This is a genomic window from Gordonia sesuvii (assembly GCF_036350415.1).
In the GTDB taxonomy this organism is placed as follows: domain Bacteria; phylum Actinomycetota; class Actinomycetes; order Mycobacteriales; family Mycobacteriaceae; genus Gordonia; species Gordonia sesuvii.
Window position 1 is genome coordinate 357452 of sequence record NZ_JAZDUF010000003.1, and the last position, 18965, is coordinate 376416.

Annotated in this window: 14 protein-coding genes; 3 read left to right on the forward strand and 11 right to left on the reverse strand. The window is 66.5% G+C overall.

Annotated features, from left to right (window positions below):
- Positions 1-6: 6 nt before the first annotated feature.
- The 7 genes from VZC37_RS12485 to VZC37_RS12515 form a co-directional block, all read right to left on the reverse strand.
- Entirely contained in the window at positions 7-1194 is a 1188-nt protein-coding gene (locus VZC37_RS12485; protein WP_330432842.1) for an acyl-CoA dehydrogenase family protein, read from the reverse strand.
- Positions 1191-3260: an acetyl/propionyl/methylcrotonyl-CoA carboxylase subunit alpha gene (locus tag VZC37_RS12490; protein ID WP_330433139.1), complete on the reverse strand. Its 2070-nt coding sequence runs from the start codon at positions 3258-3260 to the stop codon at positions 1191-1193. The genes VZC37_RS12485 and VZC37_RS12490 overlap by 4 nt, the downstream gene beginning before the upstream one ends.
- Before the next feature lie 8 nt (positions 3261-3268).
- Positions 3269-4867, reverse strand: coding sequence for an acyl-CoA carboxylase subunit beta (locus tag VZC37_RS12495; protein ID WP_330432844.1), 1599 nt, complete (start codon positions 4865-4867; stop codon positions 3269-3271).
- The gene (locus VZC37_RS12500; RefSeq protein WP_330432845.1) at positions 4864-6024 is read right to left on the reverse strand and encodes an acyl-CoA dehydrogenase family protein; all 1161 of its coding nucleotides are present in this window, start codon (positions 6022-6024) and stop codon (positions 4864-4866) included. The genes VZC37_RS12495 and VZC37_RS12500 overlap by 4 nt, the downstream gene beginning before the upstream one ends.
- Positions 6021-7751: an acyclic terpene utilization AtuA family protein gene (locus tag VZC37_RS12505; protein ID WP_330432846.1), complete on the reverse strand. Its 1731-nt coding sequence runs from the start codon at positions 7749-7751 to the stop codon at positions 6021-6023. The genes VZC37_RS12500 and VZC37_RS12505 overlap by 4 nt, the downstream gene beginning before the upstream one ends.
- Before the next feature lie 4 nt (positions 7752-7755).
- Entirely contained in the window at positions 7756-8556 is an 801-nt protein-coding gene (locus VZC37_RS12510; protein WP_330432847.1) for a TIGR03084 family metal-binding protein, read from the reverse strand.
- Between the two features lie 114 nt (positions 8557-8670).
- On the reverse strand, positions 8671-9603 hold the full coding sequence (locus tag VZC37_RS12515) for a hotdog domain-containing protein (RefSeq protein WP_330432848.1): 933 nt from the start codon (positions 9601-9603) through the stop codon (positions 8671-8673).
- A gap of 169 nt (positions 9604-9772) precedes the next feature.
- Here VZC37_RS12515 and fadD1 point away from each other — a divergent pair, with 169 nt between their 5' ends.
- The 3 genes from fadD1 to VZC37_RS12530 all read left to right on the forward strand — a co-directional run bounded on the left by fadD1 (position 9773) and on the right by VZC37_RS12530 (position 13457).
- Positions 9773-11365 carry a fatty-acid--CoA ligase FadD1 gene (gene fadD1 / locus VZC37_RS12520; protein WP_330432849.1) on the forward strand — a complete coding sequence of 531 codons (1593 nt, stop codon included), beginning with the start codon at positions 9773-9775 and terminating at the stop codon, positions 11363-11365.
- 77 nt (positions 11366-11442) lie between these two features.
- A complete protein-coding gene (locus tag VZC37_RS12525) occupies positions 11443-12441 on the forward strand; it encodes a phosphotransferase (RefSeq protein ID WP_330433140.1) in 999 nt (332 codons plus the stop codon).
- On the forward strand, positions 12438-13457 hold the full coding sequence (locus VZC37_RS12530; protein ID WP_330432850.1) for an NAD-dependent epimerase/dehydratase family protein: 1020 nt from the start codon (positions 12438-12440) through the stop codon (positions 13455-13457). Before VZC37_RS12525 ends, VZC37_RS12530 begins: the two co-directional genes overlap by 4 nt.
- Positions 13458-16008: 2551 nt before the next feature.
- Here the strand turns inward: VZC37_RS12530 and VZC37_RS12535 are convergent.
- From VZC37_RS12535 to VZC37_RS12550, 4 genes are read right to left on the reverse strand one after another with little or no spacing between them, the layout of a single operon-like run.
- Positions 16009-16869, reverse strand: coding sequence for an SDR family NAD(P)-dependent oxidoreductase (locus VZC37_RS12535; RefSeq protein ID WP_431309405.1), 861 nt, complete (start codon positions 16867-16869; stop codon positions 16009-16011).
- Between the two features lie 43 nt (positions 16870-16912).
- A complete protein-coding gene (locus VZC37_RS12540; RefSeq protein WP_330432851.1) occupies positions 16913-18181 on the reverse strand; it encodes a hypothetical protein in 1269 nt (422 codons plus the stop codon).
- 8 nt (positions 18182-18189) lie between these two features.
- A complete protein-coding gene (locus tag VZC37_RS12545) occupies positions 18190-18732 on the reverse strand; it encodes a Cif family virulence factor (protein WP_330432852.1) in 543 nt (180 codons plus the stop codon).
- A gap of 35 nt (positions 18733-18767) precedes the next feature.
- Positions 18768-18959 carry a ferredoxin gene (locus VZC37_RS12550; protein WP_330432853.1) on the reverse strand — a complete coding sequence of 64 codons (192 nt, stop codon included), beginning with the start codon at positions 18957-18959 and terminating at the stop codon, positions 18768-18770.
- Positions 18960-18965: the final 6 nt, after the last annotated feature.

An 18965-nucleotide genomic window follows, 5' to 3' on the forward strand; every position in this document is an offset into this window, starting at 1 on the left:
CTCACCTCAGTAGGACTTGGGCAGCCCGAGACTGGTCTGGGCGACGAAGTTCAGGATCATCTCCCGGCTGACCGGAGCGATGCGTGCGATACGCGCCAGCGCCAGCATCGGCGCCAGGCCGTACTCGGTGGTCAATCCGTTGCCGCCCATGGAATGCACGGCATGGTCGACGATCTTCACGCACGCCTCCGCGGCCGCGTACTTGGCCATGTTGGCGGGCTCTGCCGCACCCCAGTCGTCGCCGGCGTCGTACAGGGTGGCAGCCTTCTGCATCATCAGCTTGGCCATCTCGATCTGCACCTTGCCCTCCGCCAGCGGGTGTGCGATGGCCTGGTGGGCACCGATCGGCGTCTTCCACACGGTGCGGTCGTTGACGTAGGAGACGGCCTTGCCGAGCGCGAAACGGCCCATGCCGACCGCCGATGCGGCTGCCATGATCCGTTCCGGGTTGAGTCCCGCGAACAACTGGCTGAGCGCGGCATCCTCCGACCCGACGAGCGCGTCGGCCGGAAGCCGCACGTCGTCGAGGAAGAGCTGGAACTGCTTCTCCGGGTTCTGCAGTTCCATGTCGATCATCGTGTACTCGAAGTTGGGCGCATCGGTCGGCACGATGAACAAGGCGGGCTTGAGTTTTCCGGTCTTCGCGTCCTCGGTACGAGCGACGATGAGGACCGCCTCGGCCTGGTCGACACCCGAGATGTAGACCTTGCGTCCGGTCAGCAGCCACTCGTCGCCGTCGCGCCGGGCAGTGGTGGTGATCTGGTGGGAATTGGACCCGGCATCTGGTTCGGTGATCCCGAACGCCATGGTGATGGTGCCGTCGGCGAGGCCGGGAATCCACCGGTCCTTCTGTTCGTCGGTGCCGAAGCGCGCGATGATGTTTCCGCAGATGGCCGGCGACACGACGAGCATGAGCAGACCGGCACCGACGGCGGCGATCTCCTCCATGACGATCGACAGCTCGTACATCCCGGCCCCACCACCGCCGTACTCCTCCGGCAGGTTGACGCCGATGAACCCGAGTTTGCCTGCCTCCAGCCACATCTCGTCGGTCTTGCGACCTTCGCGAGCGCACTCCCGGAAGTAGTCCTGTCCGTACTTCGCAGCGAACGCCGCCACCGACGCGCGCAAGGCCGCGCGTTCCGGGGTCTCGATGAAGGGGTTGGGCGCGGTGTCGTCGATCGTGTCGGTCATCGAGAAGTCTCCTCTTGCTGAGCGGTGGTGGAATCGTTGGTGGTGTCGGTGTTCTCGGTGTCGTCGGCGGTGATCACCGCGAGGACGTCGCCTACGGACAGTTGCTGGCCGGCCTGCACGGAGAGGGTGGCGACCACACCATCGGCGGGTGCCGAGATGGTGTGCTCCATCTTCATCGCCTCGAGCCACAGGAGTGGTTGTCCGGCGGTGACGCGTTCACCCTCGGCGACCGCGATCCGGATCACCGAACCCGGCATCGGCGCCAGCAACGACCCGGGACGGGCGATCGCCGACGGGTCGACGAACCGCGGGACCCGACGCAAGGCCACCGTGGCATCCGGACCGTCGACGACGACGAGGTCGGCGTACCGCGACACCCGCAACGTGCGGCGCACACCGCCGACGTCGACGGTGACCAGGCCTGCGGTCACCGCGACGACCGTGCACTCGGGGAGATCCGGCAACTGCACGCCGTCGCGGTCGTGGCGGTACCGGACCTCGATCTCGCTGTCGGTCCGCGTGTCGAGGTAGCGGCGAACGCGGTGAGCGGACGCCAGATTGCGCCACCCCGAGGGCAACCCACGTTGCACCCGCGCATCCCGACGCGCCTGCTCGGCATCGGCCAGGGCAGCAGCGCTCGCGGCGACCCGGACGTCGTCGTCGGTCGCCAGGGGCATCGACAACACGTCCAAGCCGATTGCGTCGATGAATCCGGTGTCGGTGTCGCCGGCCAGGAACTGCGGATTGCGCAATGTGTTGACGAGCATGTCCCGATTGGTGACCGGGCCGTGGATGGTGGCGTCGGCCAACGCCCGCGCCAGCATCGCCGCCGCCCGCCGCCGGTCCGGCGCCCAGCTGATGACCTTCGCGAGCATCGGGTCGTAGAAGGTCGAGATCTCGCTACCACTCTCGATGCCGGAGTCGACCCGGATTCCGGGACGTGCCAGCGGGCCGAACACGGCGTCGGAGTCCACGGCGATGCCATGCACGGTGCCCGACTGCGGCTGCCAGTCGGCGGCCGGATCCTCGGCGTAGAGCCGCACCTCGATCGAGTGCCCGGTCGCCGCCGGGGCCTCGGGGGCGAGCCGCTCGCCCATCGCCACCCGGAGCTGCCACTCCACGAGATCGGTACCGGTGGTCAGTTCGGTCACCGGATGCTCGACCTGCAGGCGGGTGTTGGTCTCCAAGAAGAAGAACCGTCCGGTCTCGTCGGCGAGGAACTCGACCGTCCCGGCTCCGGTGTACCCGATCGCCGAGACCGCGGACCGTGCGGCGGCGAACAGCTGCGCCCGCAGATCGCCGCCGATGCGTTCCACCAGTGGCGCCGGTGCTTCTTCGACGACCTTCTGGTGCCGCCGCTGGATGGAACACTCACGTTCGCCGACCGCCCACACCTCACCGTGGGTGTCGGCCATGACCTGGACCTCGATGTGATGGCCCCGCTCGACGTACGGCTCACAGAACACGGTCGGATCACCGAACGCCGACTCCGCCTCGCGCGCCGCAGCCGCCACCGCGTCGGACAGTTCATCGAGCGTACGGACGATCCGCATCCCACGGCCACCGCCACCTGCCGACGCCTTGATCAGCAGCGGCAGGTCGTCGGCGGTCACGGCGGCCGGGTCGAGGTCGCCGAGGACCGGTACCCCGGCGTCGGCCATCAGCTTCTTGGCGTTGACCTTGGAGCCCATGGCGGAGATCGCCGACGCGGGCGGCCCGATCCAGGTCAGTCCGGCGTCGATCACCGCCTGCGCGAACTCGGCGTTCTCGGAGAGGAAGCCGTATCCGGGGTGGATGGCGTCGGCGCCGGCGGCGTGTGCGGCGGCGATGACGAGATCACCACGCAAATAGGTCTCCGCGGAAGTGGCGCCCGGCAGGCGGACCGCGGCATCGGCCATGCGCACATGGGGTGCCGCGGCGTCGGGGTCGGAGAACACCGCGACGGTCCGCATGCCCATCGCCCGCGCGGTGGTGAACACACGGCAAGCGATCTCGCCGCGGTTGGCGACGAGCACGGAGGTGATCTCTGGGGTGGGGTTGATTTCTCGGGTGGGGGTGTCGGTCATCATGGGCCTCACATCCGGAAGACGCCGAAGTTGGACGTGCCCTGCACCGGGGCACTGTGGATCGCGGAAAGACAGAGCCCGAGAACCGTTCTGGTGTCCCGAGGATCGATGACACCGTCGTCGTAGAGCATCCCCGACAAGAACGCCGGAACCGACTCGGCCTCGATCTGCCCCTCGATCATCTGCTTCATGGCGGCGTCGGCGGCCTCGTCGACCGTGCCGCCGCGGGCCTCGGTGGCCGCCCGCGACACGATGGAGATGACACCGGCGAGTTGGGCGGCACCCATCACCGCCGACTTGGCACTCGGCCAGGCGAACAGGAACCGCGGGTCGTAGGCGCGTCCGCACATGCCGTAGTGACCGGCGCCGTAGCTGGCACCCATCAGCACGGAGATGTGCGGAACGGTCGAGTTGGAGACCGCGTTGATCATCATCGAGCCGTGTTTGATGATGCCGTTCTGCTCGTACTCCTTGCCCACCATGTAGCCGGTCGTGTTGTGCAGGAACAGCAGTGGGGTGTTGCTGCGGTTGGCGTGCTGGATGAACTGGGTCGCCTTCTGCGCTTCCTGGCTGAACAGCACACCCTGCGCGTTGGCGAGGATGCCGATCGGATAGCCGTGCAGGCGTGCCCATCCGGTGCACAACGAGCTGCCGTACTCGGGTTTGAACTCGTCGAAATCACTGTCGTCGACGATGCGGGCGATCACATCACGCGGGTTGAACGGGATCTTCAGATCCGACGGCACGATGCCGAGCAATTCTTCCGGGTCGTGGCGGGGTTCGCGAACCTCGGTCGCGGGTGCCGGCCCCTGCTTGTGCCAGTTCAGTCGCGACACGATGCGCCGGCCGATGCGGATGGCGTCCTGTTCGTCGGCCGCGTAGTGGTCGGCGAGACCGGACTGGCGAGCGTGCATCTGGGCGCCGCCGAGGGATTCGTCGTCGCTGTCCTCGCCGGTTGCCATCTTGACCAGCGGCGGGCCGCCGAGGAACACCTTGGAGGCGTTCTCGATCATCACGACGTGATCGCTCATGCCGGGGACGTAGGCGCCACCGGCGGTGGAGTTGCCGAAGACCAGCGCGATCGTCGGGATGCCCGCCGCGGACAGCCGGGTGAGGTCGCGGAACATCCGCCCACCAGGGATGAACACCTCTTTCTGGGTCGGCAGGTCCGCGCCGCCGGATTCCACCAGCGAGATGACGGGCAGCCGGTTGGCCAGTGCGATGTCGTTGCAGCGCAGGATCTTGCGCAGCGTCCACGGATTGGAGGTGCCGCCACGAACGGTCGGGTCGTTGGCGACGATCATGCATTCGACGCCCTCGACGACCCCGATGCCGGTGACGACCGATGCGCCGACCTGGAAGTCGGAGCCGTAGCCGGCGAGTGGACAGAGCTCGAGGAACGCCGAGTCCTCGTCGATCAGCAGCTCGATGCGTTCGCGCGGGATCATCTTGCCGCGCTTGCGATGCCGTGCGACATACTTCTCGCCGCCGCCGGCGAGCGCCTTGTCGAACTCGTTCTGCAACTCGCCGAGCTTCTCGGTCATCGCCGCGCTCGCGGAGGCGAATTCCTCCCCGGCCGGGTCGAGTGTGGAGCGTAGTGCGGTCACTGCTGGTACCCCAATCGTTTGGCGGCGAGGCCGGTGAGGATCTCGGTGGTGCCACCACCGATACCGAGGATGCGCATGTCGCGGTACTGGCGTTCGACCTCGGTGCCGGTCATGTAGCCGAGTCCGCCGAATAGTTGAACCGCTGTGTTCGCGACCCACTCCCCCGTCTCGACTGCGGTGTTCTTGGCGAAGCACACCTCGGCGATGAGGTCGTCGTCGGAGCTCACCTTGCGCTCGACGACGGCCCGGGTATAGGTGCGGGCGACGTCGATGCGGCGCGCCATCTCGGTCACCGTGTCCTGGACGGACTGGCGAGCGATCAGCGGCTTCCCGAAGGTCTCCCGGTCGCGCGCCCAGGCGAGCGTCAGATCGAGGCAGCGCTGGGCACTGGCGTATGCCTGGACCGCCAGCCCTGCCCGCTCCGAGACGAAACCGGCTGCAATCTGTGCGAATCCGGAGTTCTCCGCACCGACCAGGTTGGTGATCGGTACCCGGACGTCGGTGAAGGAGAGTTCCGCGGTGTCCGAGCTGCGCCAGCCCATCTTGTCGAGCTTGCGGGTGACGGCGAATCCGGGCGTGTCCGTCTCGATGACGAGCAGCGACACCCCCGAGGCCCCCGGTCCGCCGGTGCGGACCGCCGTGGTGATGAAGTCGGCGCGGACGGCGGAGGTGATGTAGGTCTTGGCGCCGTTGACGATGTAGTGGTCGCCGTCGCGTACCGCCGTGGTGCGGAGGTGGCCGACGTCGCTGCCGCCGTCGGGCTCGGTGATCGCGAGGCTGCCGATCTTCTCACCGGCCAGCGTCGGGCGCACCCATCGGTCGATCTGCTCGGGGTCTCCGGCGGCGATGAGATGCGGGAGGGCGATGCCGTGGGTGAACAGCGAAGCGAACACGCCGGCCGCGGCCCCCGCCTGGTGGAACTCCTCGCCGAGGATCGACGCGTCGACCAGGTCACCGCCGGACCCGCCGACCTCCTCGGGTATCCCGAGGCCGAAGAGCCCGAGTTTCGCTGCCTCGCGGTGCAGTTCGCGTGGCAGCAGACCGTCGCGTTCCCACTCGTCCTGGTGGGGCAGCACGTGCCGCTCGACGAACCCTGCGACCGTGGCGCGCAGTTGCCGCCGCTCCGGGGTCTCCCACACCGGGCTGGTGATCGTCACTGATTCTCCTGACTCTGCTGTGTGAATGCCACCGGGATCGGCACGGGACGCGACCGCAGCCACTCCCCCATTCCCTTGGCCTGCGGGTCGAAGCGCACGTTCTCCGCGACGCCTCGACCGAGCACTCCCTCGATGACGAAGTTGACGGCGTTCAGGTTGGGCAGGCGGTAGCGGCGGACGGTGAGCTCGGCGACCTCGGGAAGCAGTTGTTTGAGGAGGTCGACGTCGAGAGTGTGATCGAGCCACGCGAAATGTGCCGGATCTCGCACCCAGACACCGATGTTCGCGTTGCCGCCCTTGTCACCGCTGCGTGCTCCGGCGAGCGTTCCCAGCGGCAACGACGCGGTTGGACCCCAGTCGGGCGGCAGTTGCGCGGGCGGCTCTTGAGCGTCGACGGACACGTCGCCGCGGAGCGGGCTCGGTGCGATACGTTCGACGACTCCCGACGGCAACGCAACCCGGTGGTCGACGACCTCGGCTGCGACGTATCCGGGTTCGAAGACGCCGTAGGGTGCGCCGTTGCCGGGTGGCGCGGTCATGGTGAAGCCCGGGTAGCTGGCCAGCGCGAGCTCGACCGCCGCCGCCGAGAACGGTCGGCCGACCTTCTTGGCGTCCGGATCGCGCACCACGCAGCGCAGCAACGCGCTCGCCTGCTCCTCGGTGGTCGCATCGGTGCGGTCGAGACGAGAGAGGTCCCAGTCCATCTCGGCCGGCTGGGTCGGCAGTGCCGCGGTGAACTGCTCGCGGAACAGCTCGGCCTTCGCGTCGATGTCGAGTCCGGTGAGGATGAGGGTGATCTCGTTGCGCACCCCCGCAAGGTGATTCAGCGACACCTTGGTCGTGGCGGGTGGAGCCTCGCCGCGCACTCCGCTCACCCGCACCCGATCGTCGGCCTCCTGTGACAACGCGATGGTGTCGAGTCGGGTCGTCACGTCGGGCCCCAGATAGCGTGGTCCGCTGACCTCGTACAACAACTGGGCGGTGACCGTGCCGACCGTGACCGCACCGCCGGTGCCGGGATGCTTGGTGATCACCGACGATCCGTCGGGCCCGACCTCGGCGATGGGGAAGCCGAGATGACCCATCCGCGGCAACTCGGTGAAGAACGAGTAGTTGCCGCCGGTGGCCTGTGCGCCGCATTCGATGATGTGGCCGGCCACCACCGCACCCGCGAGGGCGTCGAGATCCTGGTATCCCCAACCGAATTCACTGGCGGCGGGTCCGACCGTGAGGGAGGCGTCGGTGACGCGGCCGGTCACGACGACGTCGGCGCCGGCGTCGAGCGCGGCCTTGATCCCGAACCCGCCGAGGTACGCGTTGGCCGTGAGTGGATTGCCGAGCCCGAGGTCGGCGGCCCGGTCCGTGAGGTCGTCTCCGTCGACGAACGCGATGGCGGCGTCGACACCGAGACTGTCCGCGAGTTCGCGTAGCGCGACGGCGAGGCCGTGTGGGTTCAGGCCTCCCGCGTTGGCGACGATCCGGACACCCTTGTCGATCGCGAGGCCGAGGCAGTCCTCCATCTGACGCAGGAATGTCTTGGCATATCCGGACTTCGGGTCCTTCATGCGGTCGCGCCCCAGGATCAGCATGGTCAACTCGGCGAGGTAATCGCCGGTGAGATAGTCGAGGTCACCGCCGTCGAGCATCTCGCGGACGGCAGCGAACCGGTCGCCGTAGAAGCCCGAGGCGTTGCCGATGCGGATCATCCGGCCTGTGGTGTCGGCCATGACGTCAGGCCTCCGATCCGGCGCTCGTCGTCGCCCGGCCGGTGCCGGGTGGGCCGGCGAACGCCTGGGCGATGCGTGACCACCGGTGCGCCTCGGCGCCGACGATGTCGAGGTCGAGGTCGTCGAGCGGCCGACGCTGGGTCACCAACTGGCAGAAGTCACCGGCCGGTCCGCGCACGATGTCGGTCGCGTCCTCGGGACCCCAGGTCCACAATTCACCCGACGGCGCGGTGATCTCGTAGCGGAACGGCGCGGACGGTGGAGTGAGGCCGTTGACCGCATAGGCGAAATCGCGGGTGCGGACCCCGATGTGCACGACACCACGGATCCGGTCCGTGTCGACACGGGTGACCCCCAGCGTGTCGGCGACGTCGAGCCCGTGCGCCCAGGTCTCCATCAGCCGGGCCGTCGCCATGGACGCCGCCGACATGGGCGGTCCGAACCACGGGATCTTCACACCGTCGGGCACGGTGCGCAGCGCATCGGCCAGCGCGGCCCGGGCCGTGCGCCAGTCGTCGAGGATCTGCGCCGGCGGTGCCGCGGAACGCTTCTCGGCCGCCTCGTCCACAAAGCCCTCGGGGTTGTGCGCCCCCTCCTCGATGACCTTCGCGAAGCCCTCGGGATCGGTGGCGGCGATCGAGGCCACCTCGTCGGTCCACGACAGATGGGCGATCTGATGGGCGATGGTCCACCCCTCCGCCGGCGTCTGGCGCGCCCACGACGCGTCGTCCAGCCCGGCGACGAGACCATCGAGCTCACGGGATTCTTCGGTCAGATCGGCGACGAGCCTGTCCACCAATGACATGCGACCAGCGTCACACAGGGCCTCAGAAAAATCAAGCACGCATGATTGTTTTTCGCCGACAGAACCCCAGATCTCGCCGACAGAACCCCGAAAGTCGCCGACGGAACCCTGCGGTCAGCGGTAGACGACGTCCGCGGTCGCGGTGCTCAGCAGCAGACCGTCCTGCGCTCGCATGGTCGCCTCGAAGGACGCGATCCGACGACCGACCTTGATCGGCACCACCTCGACGACGACGTCGGTGCCGCGCACGGCCGGCGACCGGAGGAACCCGATGGCCAGATCCCCGAGTTGGTAGTCCACCCCGGCAGCGGCGTTGGCCTGTCCCGCGAACGAGCACGCCTGCGCCGCCACCGATGCGATCACCCCGCCATGCATGGTGCCGAAGAGGTTCCCCATCCACGGTTCGGTCGTGACCGTGAACTGCACCCCGGCGGCCCGGTCGTGGTCGGTCAGCGCGACCCGGCCGTTGAGCAGATCGACGATGGGTCCGGCCGCCAGTGCTCCGCTCGCGATCTGCTCGATGATCTCCCGGCCCGACAGGTGCGGGTCGATCGCGGGAGGGAGGTCGACGCCGTGTGTGTACGCCGAGCTCGGGGTCGGGCCGAGTCCGGGCGCCTTGGACGGGGCCTCGTCGTAGCTGCGTCCCACGGCCACGTTCCGCGCGGTCCCGGTGCAGCACACATGGCCGGTGGAGGTGGCGATGTCGACACGGGTGGAACCGAAGCTGTCGTCGCGCATCATCAGGTCGGCGGTGGCCGTGATCCGGTCGTCGATCCCGACGTGGCCCTGCATGGCCATCGACAGCCGCGCCTGCACGCACGGGGTGGTAGTCGGTCCGGACCGGAAGTACGGCAATCCGCCCAGGTGGTCGAACAACACCGCGAGCGCCGCGAGGTCGATGCGTCCGCGGTGATCGGCGAAGAGCGGTCCGAGTTGTTGCTCGGCGACCACGCGCCCGCGGCCCGCGACCGCGACGTTGCCGATACCGAACCCGCTCACCGGGTCGTTCGGCGGTTCGCGGTGGATCCAGTTCGAGTCGGCAACCATGGGTACTTCTCTCACAAGTAGGGCGTCTCTCACAGCCAGGGCGGGGCGGCGCAGCACGGCACCGCATATCAATCCAAGCACCCACCTCCGAGTGGTCGGCATCACGCGCCAGTAGACATTTCTCAGAATCTGTACACACGAAACGAGAACACGTTCTACAGTTGGGCTCGTGGCTGAGACCGTGACACAGCTCCTCCGTGAGCGCGCGAACGACGACAATCCCGCGATCACCTACAACGGTGACGAGTGGACGTGGCGGGAGTACATCAGTGCCTCCTCGGGTGTGGCCGCCGCGGTCATCGGCGTGATCGACCGGTCGCGGCCCGCACACGTCGGAGCCCTGCTCGGCAACACGCCGGGCATGCTGGTCGCGCTCGCGGCCGGCGCGCTCGGCGGCTATGTCACCGTCGGCGTCAACAACACACGCCGCGGCGAGGGATTGGCCGCCGACATCCTGCGTGCGGACTGTCAGGTCCTGATCACCGATGCCGAGCACCGGCACCTGCTCGACGGGCTGGACCTGCCCGGCGTCCTCGTGTTCGACATGTCGTCGCCGGAGTGGGCCGAACTCCTCGCAGACGCCGGCGATCTGGTGCCGCTGAGCGAACCGACCGCGATGGACACGTACATGCTGATCTTCACCTCCGGAACGAGCGGTAATCCCAAGCCGGTGCAGTTCGCGCACATGATGATCCCGTTCGCCGGTCCGGTACTGGCGGACAAGTACAACGTCGGCCCCGGCGACGTCTGCTACCTGTCGATGCCGCTGTTCCACTCCGCCGCGCTGATGGGCGGATATTGCGTGGCCTTGTGCGGTGGCGCGGCGATGGCACCGGCGAAGTTCTCGGCATCGACTTTTCTCGACGACATCCGTCGGTACAAGGCCACCTACATGAACTATGTCGGCAAGCCGCTCGCCTACATTCTCGCCACCGAGGAGAAGCCCGACGACGCGGACAATCCGCTCCGTGTCGCCTTCGGCAACGAGGCCACCGACCGTGACATCGACGATTTCTCCAGGCGGTTCGACTGCACCGTCTGGGACGGTTTCGGGTCCACCGAACTCGCGATCATCATCACCCGCGAGCCGGGAACGCCGGAAGGTTCGATCGGCAAGGGCTTTCCCAATGTGGCCGTGTACAACTCCGACACCCTGACCGAATGCCCACGGGCGGAGTTCGACGAGAACGGCGCACTCACGAACGCCGACGAGGCGATCGGTGAGCTGGTCAACGTCGACGGAGCCGGCATGTTCATGGGCTACTACAACGATGCCGACGCCACCAGCGAACGGATGCGCCACGGCAAGTACTGGTCGGGCGATCTCGCGTACAAGGACGCCGACGACTGGATCTATCTCGCCGGCCGGACCGGCGACTGGATGCGGGTCGACGGCGAGAACATGGCCGCGGGGCCGATCGAACGGATACTGCTACGGATACCCGAGATCAATCGCACGGCCGTCTATGCCGTACCGGACGAACACGTCGGCGACGCGGTGATGGCCGCGGTCGTGCTCCAGGATGATGCCACCCTCACACCCGAGTCGTTCGCGGAACAGCTCGCCGCGCAGTCGGATTTGTCCCCCAAGGCCTGGCCACGGTTCGTCCGGATAGCCGACGACCTGCCGACCACGGCGACCAACAAGATCCTGAAGCGGGAACTGAAGAAGGAAGGCGCCGTCGCGGGCGACGGAACACTGTGGACCAGGGACGCGAGGTCGACGCACTACCGTGTCGCCGCCGACACTGCGACGGTCTGACCGGCGTGACGGCGTCCACGGCGGATGGGACCGGCCGCTCAGCTCTGCCGACCGATCCGGACCACCTGAGTCCGGAGATGTTGTCCGACCTGCTCGGTCTCACCGGACGTCGGGTTCTGTCCGTTCGTCATGAGCCGGTCGGGTCAGGGCAGATGGCCGGCTCGTTTCGCCTCACTCCGACGTACGACGATGGTGACGGTCTGCCACCCACGATGGTCGCCAAGATCGCGGTCGGCGATGCGTCTCAACGCCAGTTCGCGTCCGGGGTGTTCCGCAACGAGGTGATGTTCTACCGCGACCTCGCTCCGACTCTCGATGTTCCGGTGCCGGCGTGTCATGCCGCCGAGATATCCACGGACGCCACCGAGTTCGTCCTCCTGCTGCAGGACATGGCGCCCGCTGTGCAGGGCGATCAGATCGCTGGATGCACACCGCAGGAAGCTCGTGCCGTCGCGGTTGCCGCAGCCGGCCTGCACGCCCCACGTTGGTGTGACGAGAGCCTGTTCGACATGCGTGGACTCGCGCTACCGGGTCACGACGACCGCTTGCTGATGGACTCGGTCCTCGAGCCGATGGCCGAGGCCTTCCGCTCCCGATTCGACCTCGGCCGACGAGAGGCGGCGGCCATCGACTGGCTGGTGGCCGAGGCCGGTCCCTGGTTGGAGCGGAAGCCATCAACGTTCGCCGTGATTCACAGCGATCTCCGTATCGACAACGTCCTCTTCGGCCCCGGCGACACGGTCACTGTCGTCGACTGGCAGACGATCACCGTCGGAAACCCGCTGCGCGACATTGCCTTCCTGCTGTCGACGAGCCTTTCGATTGCTGATCGGCGTGAGCATGAGCGCGACATCGTCGGCGCCTACCATAAGGCACTCGTGGAGAAGGGTGTGACCGGCTACTCGTCTGAGGAGTGCTGGGCCGACTATGTCGACTCGCTGATCCAGGCGCCGATGATCATCGTGTTCGGCTGTGGTGCGGCGATTCCGACGGAGCGCGGTGATCGGATGTTCCGTGTCATGCTGGAGCGCAGCGCAGCAGCGATCGACGACCTCGTTCCCGGTGCCCTGGGGTGAAGCTGGTCATCGGCGCCACCGGCTTTCTCGGCTCCCGTCTGGTGCGTCAACTCGTGGAGTCGGGGGAATCGGTGCGTGTACTCGTCCGCCCGACCAGCGATACGAAGTCCATCGATGATCTCGATGTCGAACGAGCAGTCGGTGAGCTGTTCGACGCGGAGTCGGTTGCGGCCGCGATGGATGGCTGCGATGTGGTGTTCTACTGCGCTGTGGACACGCGGGCATGGCTGACCGATTCCACCCCGCTGTTTCGGACCAACGTCGACGCGCTGCGCGCGGTGCTGGATGTGGCCGTGTCGGTTGATCTGCGCGCCTTCGTGTTCACCAGCTCGGCCGCGACGATCGGTCTGGTGTCCGGGCGGCTCGCCGATGAGGGCGACGCGTTCAACTGGTCCGACCGGGCGCCCGATTATGTGCGTTCACGTGTGGCCGGGGAGGAGCAGGTGCTCGACTACGCTCGCTCCCGAGGATTGCCCGCGATGGCGATCTGTGTGGCGAACACCTACGGTGCGGGCGACTGGCAGCCGACACCGCACGGTTCATTCGTTGCCGGGGCCGCGCTGGGCAAACTGCCGTTCACGGTCCGCGGGTGTCGATCCGAGTCCGTCGGTGTCGACGATGCCGCGCGGGCGCTGGTTCTCGCAGCTGAGCGCGGTCGCCCCGGTGAGCGGTACATCGTCGCCGAAAGGTCCGTCGATCTAGGCGAAATCGTCGCGATCGCCGCCGACGCCGCGGGTCGCCGGCCACCGCGGCTCGTACTCCACCGTCGAGTGCTGTATGCCATCGGAGCGGTGGGCTCGGTGCTGACACGACTGACCGGGCGACCTCGTCAGTTGACGGTCGCCTCGGTCCGGCTGATGCACATCATGTCACCAATGGACCACACCAAAGCGGTCCGCGAATTGGGTTGGAGCCCTTCACCGGTGAGCGAGTCCGTCGTCGACGGTGCGCGCTTCTGGGTGGACCGAGTCGCGCGACGCCGTGCACAGCGGACGAACAGCGTGGGTGACCGCTGACGGTCGTGATGTGCGGTCGGTGGTGCGCGGGCGTCGGACCTGGCGATCAGGGCACATGACCGACTGATTCCGGGCGATAGGTTGTAGCGCGGATCGGTCGCGCCGATCGTGAACGGGGTTGATGCCGATGCGCCCGTACGGTCGACCTCGAGATCCTCATCGGCGCATACGTCCTCGGAATCGCCATCGAGGTCTATCGAGGCGTCGGCCGGCACAGTGGGTGCAGTCTGGCCTTCTGCCGTCTCGTCCTCTGGGGTCTCGTCTTCTCCGGTCTGGTCCTCTGGGGTCTGGTCCTCTGCGCCTGACACGTTCACAGCGCCCTCGGGGAGGGTGGTGCGGTCAGCGTCGGTCGGGAAGTCGGTGGTGAGGTCTGGTCTCCGGATCTCGGCGCTGCGGGTGTCGGACCGCCCGGCCCGGCATCCGTCCACACCGCACCCGCAGCGCAGTTCGGCACCGGGCACACCGATCAACTCGGCCAGCGCGATCACCCGCTGCTGCCCGACCCGACGACCATCGGCCCGACACACCCGCTCAGCGATCAACCCGGCGATCCGCGCCTGCAGAAACACTCCAGACTCCGCCGGGATACACGCCTCGAGATTCATGTGCCCGAACGATTCCTTGCTGAGCACCACATTCGCGTAGACATCTGAGATGTCCTCACGGTTCTCCGCAGCCCCATCCGGGTCCAGACCGATCACCGCAGAATCCAGATCCTCACGCAACGCCGTATCCGTCGTCGCCCGATGCCCCAACTCCAGAGCAATATCCTCAAACGTCACCGACACCCCACCGGCAGCAGCGTCGGTATCGGATTCTGAGTCGGAGTCCGCATCGTCGGGCGACGTGGCGTCGGCATCGGCGGTGGGGATGGCATCGGAGTCGGCATTCCCGTCCGACTCACCGGCGTCAGCCGTCGGGTCCACTCCATCAGCGACGTCCTCGTCGACGGCGCCGCTGTCAGCGAGATCCTCCTCGGCAACGTCCTTGTCAGCTGCGTCCTCGTCGGCAGTGTCCTCGCCGTTGGTGGAATCGTCGTGGGAGTCGTTGTGCCCCATCGCATCCTCGGCGGCCTCGGCGAACCGATCCTGCAGATCACCCTTCGGCGCCGCCGCAGCCGCCCGCACCAGCAACGACATCCGATGCGTGCTGAAATCCCCGTCCAGATACGCCTCACGGATCTTCGGGAACTCCCCCAGCATCTCCCCCAGACGCGACCACTTCCCCGCCATCGTGCGCGACACACCCAACGCAACGAGATCTCCGAGATCGCAGCACGCTCGGCATGCTGACGCGCCCGCACCCGACCACCCGGCCCCTGCCCGAACAGGCGCTCGTTGTACGTCGAAAGGCCTAAGCGATACGCCCCGAGAACCACCCGCGCCTCGGCCTGCCGACTCAACCGCAACGCATCGCGCAAACCAGGAACCAGATCATCAGGCTCCGACGACGCCAACAACCGCTCATCGTCCGGCCGATCGGAAAACGAGAGCACGGAACGCCTTTCGCGAGCATCGGTTGCGGAGAATGCGGTGGAGAAGAACTGATGTCAGAGTATCGGGCGGGTACGACAATATTTGTTCGTCGAAGTCGTCGGTGTGGATGTCCGCATTTGATTGGTTTGAGAACAGGGTATCGGTGGATACCGACAAGAATTGGTGCACAGTGGGTTCGAGGTCTCGACTTCGACAAGCTCAGCCCGGCGGATACACTTCTCGCCTAGCGGCTCGAAGTTACTCGACCAACGGCAGAAGACGCGGCTCGAAGCTACTCGACCAACGATAGAAGGCGCGACTCGCGAAGCTACTCGACCAGCGGTGAAAAGAACGCTCATCGGCCGGCCGATCGGAAAACGAGAACACGGAACGCCTTTCGCGAGCATCGGTTGCGGAGAATGCGGCGGAGAAGAACTGATGTCAGAGTATCGGGCGGGTACGACAATATTTGTTCGTCGAAGTCGTCGGTGTGGATACCTGCATTTGATTCGTTGAGACTAGGGTATCGGTGGGCACCGACAAGAGTTGATGCACAACGGTTCAAGAGGTCTCGAGGTCTCGATACACTCCTCGCCTAGCGGCTCGAAGCTACTCGACCAACGGGGAAAAGAACGCCCATCGGCCGGCCGATCGGAAAACGAGAACACGGAACGCCTTTCGCGAGAATTGGCTGCGCGGAACGTGGTGGGAACGAACTGATGTCAGAGTATCGGGTGGGTACGACAATGTTTGTTCGTCGAAGGTCGGTGTGGATGCCCGCATTGATTCGTTGAGACTAGGGTATCGGTGGGTACCGACAAGGATTGGTGCACAGTGGGTTCGAGGTCTCGATACACTTCTCGCCTAGCGGCTCGAAGCTACTCGACCAACGGTAGAAGGCGCGGCACGAAGCTACTCGACCAGCGGTGAGAGCAGCGATCGATGGTTTCGGCCGGGCGGGCCCTTCGTGACGCATCGCTCGTTCCTAGCGAAGCTCCTCAGGGACCGAATACACGTCACCCCTCGCACCTCGCGAGGCTCCTCAGGGACCGGCTACCCTCTCTCGCGAGGAGTGTTCAGCTCAGGAGGTCGGCCAACTCGGCGAGAGTGTACGGCGCCGAGTCGTTGTGGTCACGGTAGGCGACGAAGGATGCCTGTTGCGGCTCGTAGCGCCCGATGAAACCGCCTGCCGCGGTGAATACCTGACCGGTGATGGAGCGGGCGGCGTCACTGGCAAGGAAGACATACAGAGCGGCCACATATTCGGGCGGAGCGGGGTCGAGCGCTGCGTCGCGGGTCAGCTCGTCGAGGATGCCACGTCGGTGCAGGCCCTCGATGTGCGCCACGTAGTCGTCGCCGGTCGACAACCGCGACTTCGCTCCGGGCATCACCACGTTCACGCGGACGCCCCGGTCGGCGAGATCCGCACCCGCGGCGAGCGCCAAGGCATTCACACCGCCCTTGGCCGCCGGATACCCACTGCCCCCGAACATTCCGAGCGAGGCAGCCGAACCGGTCAATACGATCGACCCGGACTCCTGTTCCGCGAAGACCCGACCGGCCGCGCGGACGAGGTGAAATGCACTCATCAGATGTGCGTCCAACTGGGCCCGGAAGTCCTCGGTGCTGATCGACAGGATCGTCGAGCCCGGCGGCTCGGCGATACCCGCACAGTTCACGGCGATGTCGAGTGCCCCGAACTCGGACAGTGCCGCATCGACCATCTTCTGGGCGACCCCGTCGTCGCCGGCAGACCCGACCACGCCGACCGCGTACCCGCCGCCGCCACGGATCTCGGTGACGGTCTCGTCGACAGCCACCGGATCTCGCCCGTTGACCACCACCGACACCCCGCGCCCGGACAGCGCATAGGCGACCGACAGTCCGATCCCACGGGTCGCGCCGGCGATGGCGGCGACGCGACCCGACAGACTCAGCTCCGCAACCCCGCCTCCGGGTTGCGCCTGCGCATCGGCCGCATCAGACACCGCTGCTCACCGGGGTGATCGGGATGGATCGACCGCGGTCGGTGAACTCGAAACTCGCACCGGAGCTGAATCGTGCGATGGCCACCTCACCTGTTTCCTTGTGCGGCTCATCACCTCTGGACAGCACGAACTCGATGGCTCCGTCGGCCTCCCCCGCCGATGTCACCGTCCAGTACGTGTCGACGGCGGTCGCGATCGCCTGCAGCGGTCCGGACTCCCCGACCTTCAGCAGCGTCACCCAGCCGCCGTCTGCCATGGCACCCGAGTCGCTCGGCACCTGCACCACCACGTCGTCGCCGCGCACCTCGGCGCCGACTCCGGTGTACTGCCGCGGCCCCAGCACCGGATGCAGGTTGATCACCGTCGCCAACGCCTCCGCGTCGGAGCCCAATCGCAGTGCAGCTCGCAACCGGTCGGCCGACAACCCCGCGATGCCGGTCAACTGTTTGCGATAGATCTCCTGCACCTGGTCTTCATCCATGGCGTGCCGCCGCACCGACCAGAGAAATCCCAGCGACAGCAACTGGTGCTGCAATGCGATCTCCTCGGCCATCCGCGCCAACGCGGTGTGCGACCACTCCCTGAACTGGAGGTCGGCCAGGAGCGGGCCGCGGTAGTCGACCAGTCCGTCGGTCGCCGACCCGTCGATGGGCGTGAGCTCCGTCCGTCCGGCGCGCGTTTCGAACATCTCCTGCGCATCGGCGGGAAGGGGCAGTTCGTCCCGGTCGTCCTCGATCGTCACCGTCCACTCACAGTGTGGTGTGCGACCTTCCGGACGCCGGGGCGGCCGATGGATCGGACGAATGCGCGCCCGGCGGTTCGTGGCGATGGCCGTCGCGTCGAAGGTCGGGTCCTCGATGTCGTGGCACATCGTCGTCACATAGTCGTCGCCCATCGGTTCGACATCCATGAGGGCGCCGCAATGCTGCAGGAAGAACGACCCGTGATACTTGTCGGTGACCTCGTAACGGAAGTCCATGAACTGAGGCGGGGCACCGATGTCGAGTTGTAGGCACTTGAACATGTCCTCGACACCGTCACCGTCGATACCCAGGGCCGTACGCATACGGTGGGTGTAGACGGGGCTGGCCGCCATCCACTCCTCGATCGCGACCTGTCCCATCACCTCTCGTCCGAAGGCGCTGATGAGATGTGCCATCCCGCTGCGGTCGATCAACTGGCCGGACAGCAGCAGTTCCGGTACGAGTGTGGCGAGCTGTTCTTGACTCAGGCCTTGATAGGCCGGGGCTGGAAGAGTCATGTCTCAGCTCACCAGAACGCGACGGGCGCCTTGCCGAACGGATACCACCCCGGCTGGTCGCCGGTGGCCTTCTCGATCCGTTTCAGCATCCCGTCGCTCATCGCGTTGCTCTTGAGCATCTCGATGAACAGGGCGGACACATTGCCGTAGTCGAAGAAGTCACGCTGCCAGGAGAACTGGAAGTTGCCGCCGTACTTGAACCAGCTGCCCTGGATGCCTTCGAGGGCGTAGTGCGACCCGTCCTCACGCGTGCCCTCGTACACCTGCTTCCAGAACCCGATCATGTCGCCGGTCTGATCGTCGATCACCCACGCCTGATAGGGGTACTCCCAGCCTTCGAGCCCTTCCATCTCCTGGCCGAGCGCGATGTCACGGATCTCGTCGCGCCCGACGGCCATGAAATCCTTGTCGGGCCCGTAGTTCCACCCGTAGGTGGCGTCCTCGGTGTAGAACTCCGCGAGGGGCTTCCAGTCACCCGCCTTCTCCGCAGCGACGTTGGCGTCGAGCCATCGCTGCTTCATCTCCTCCAGTTCGGCACGATCAAAAGCCATGTCATCCACTCCACTTCACTCGTCTTCGAGATGATTCAGTCTTCAACAATTCTCAGAGCCTGGGTCGGGCAGTACATGACCGCGGCCTCGACCTCTGCTCGAGCGCTCTCATCGGGCTCTTTGTCCAAGATCTCGACGTGGTCGGAGTGCGCCCGGAAGACGTCGGGCGCCTCCATCTCGCACATGCCATGCCCCTGGCACAGGTCCAGATCCACTTCGACACGCATCGGTGG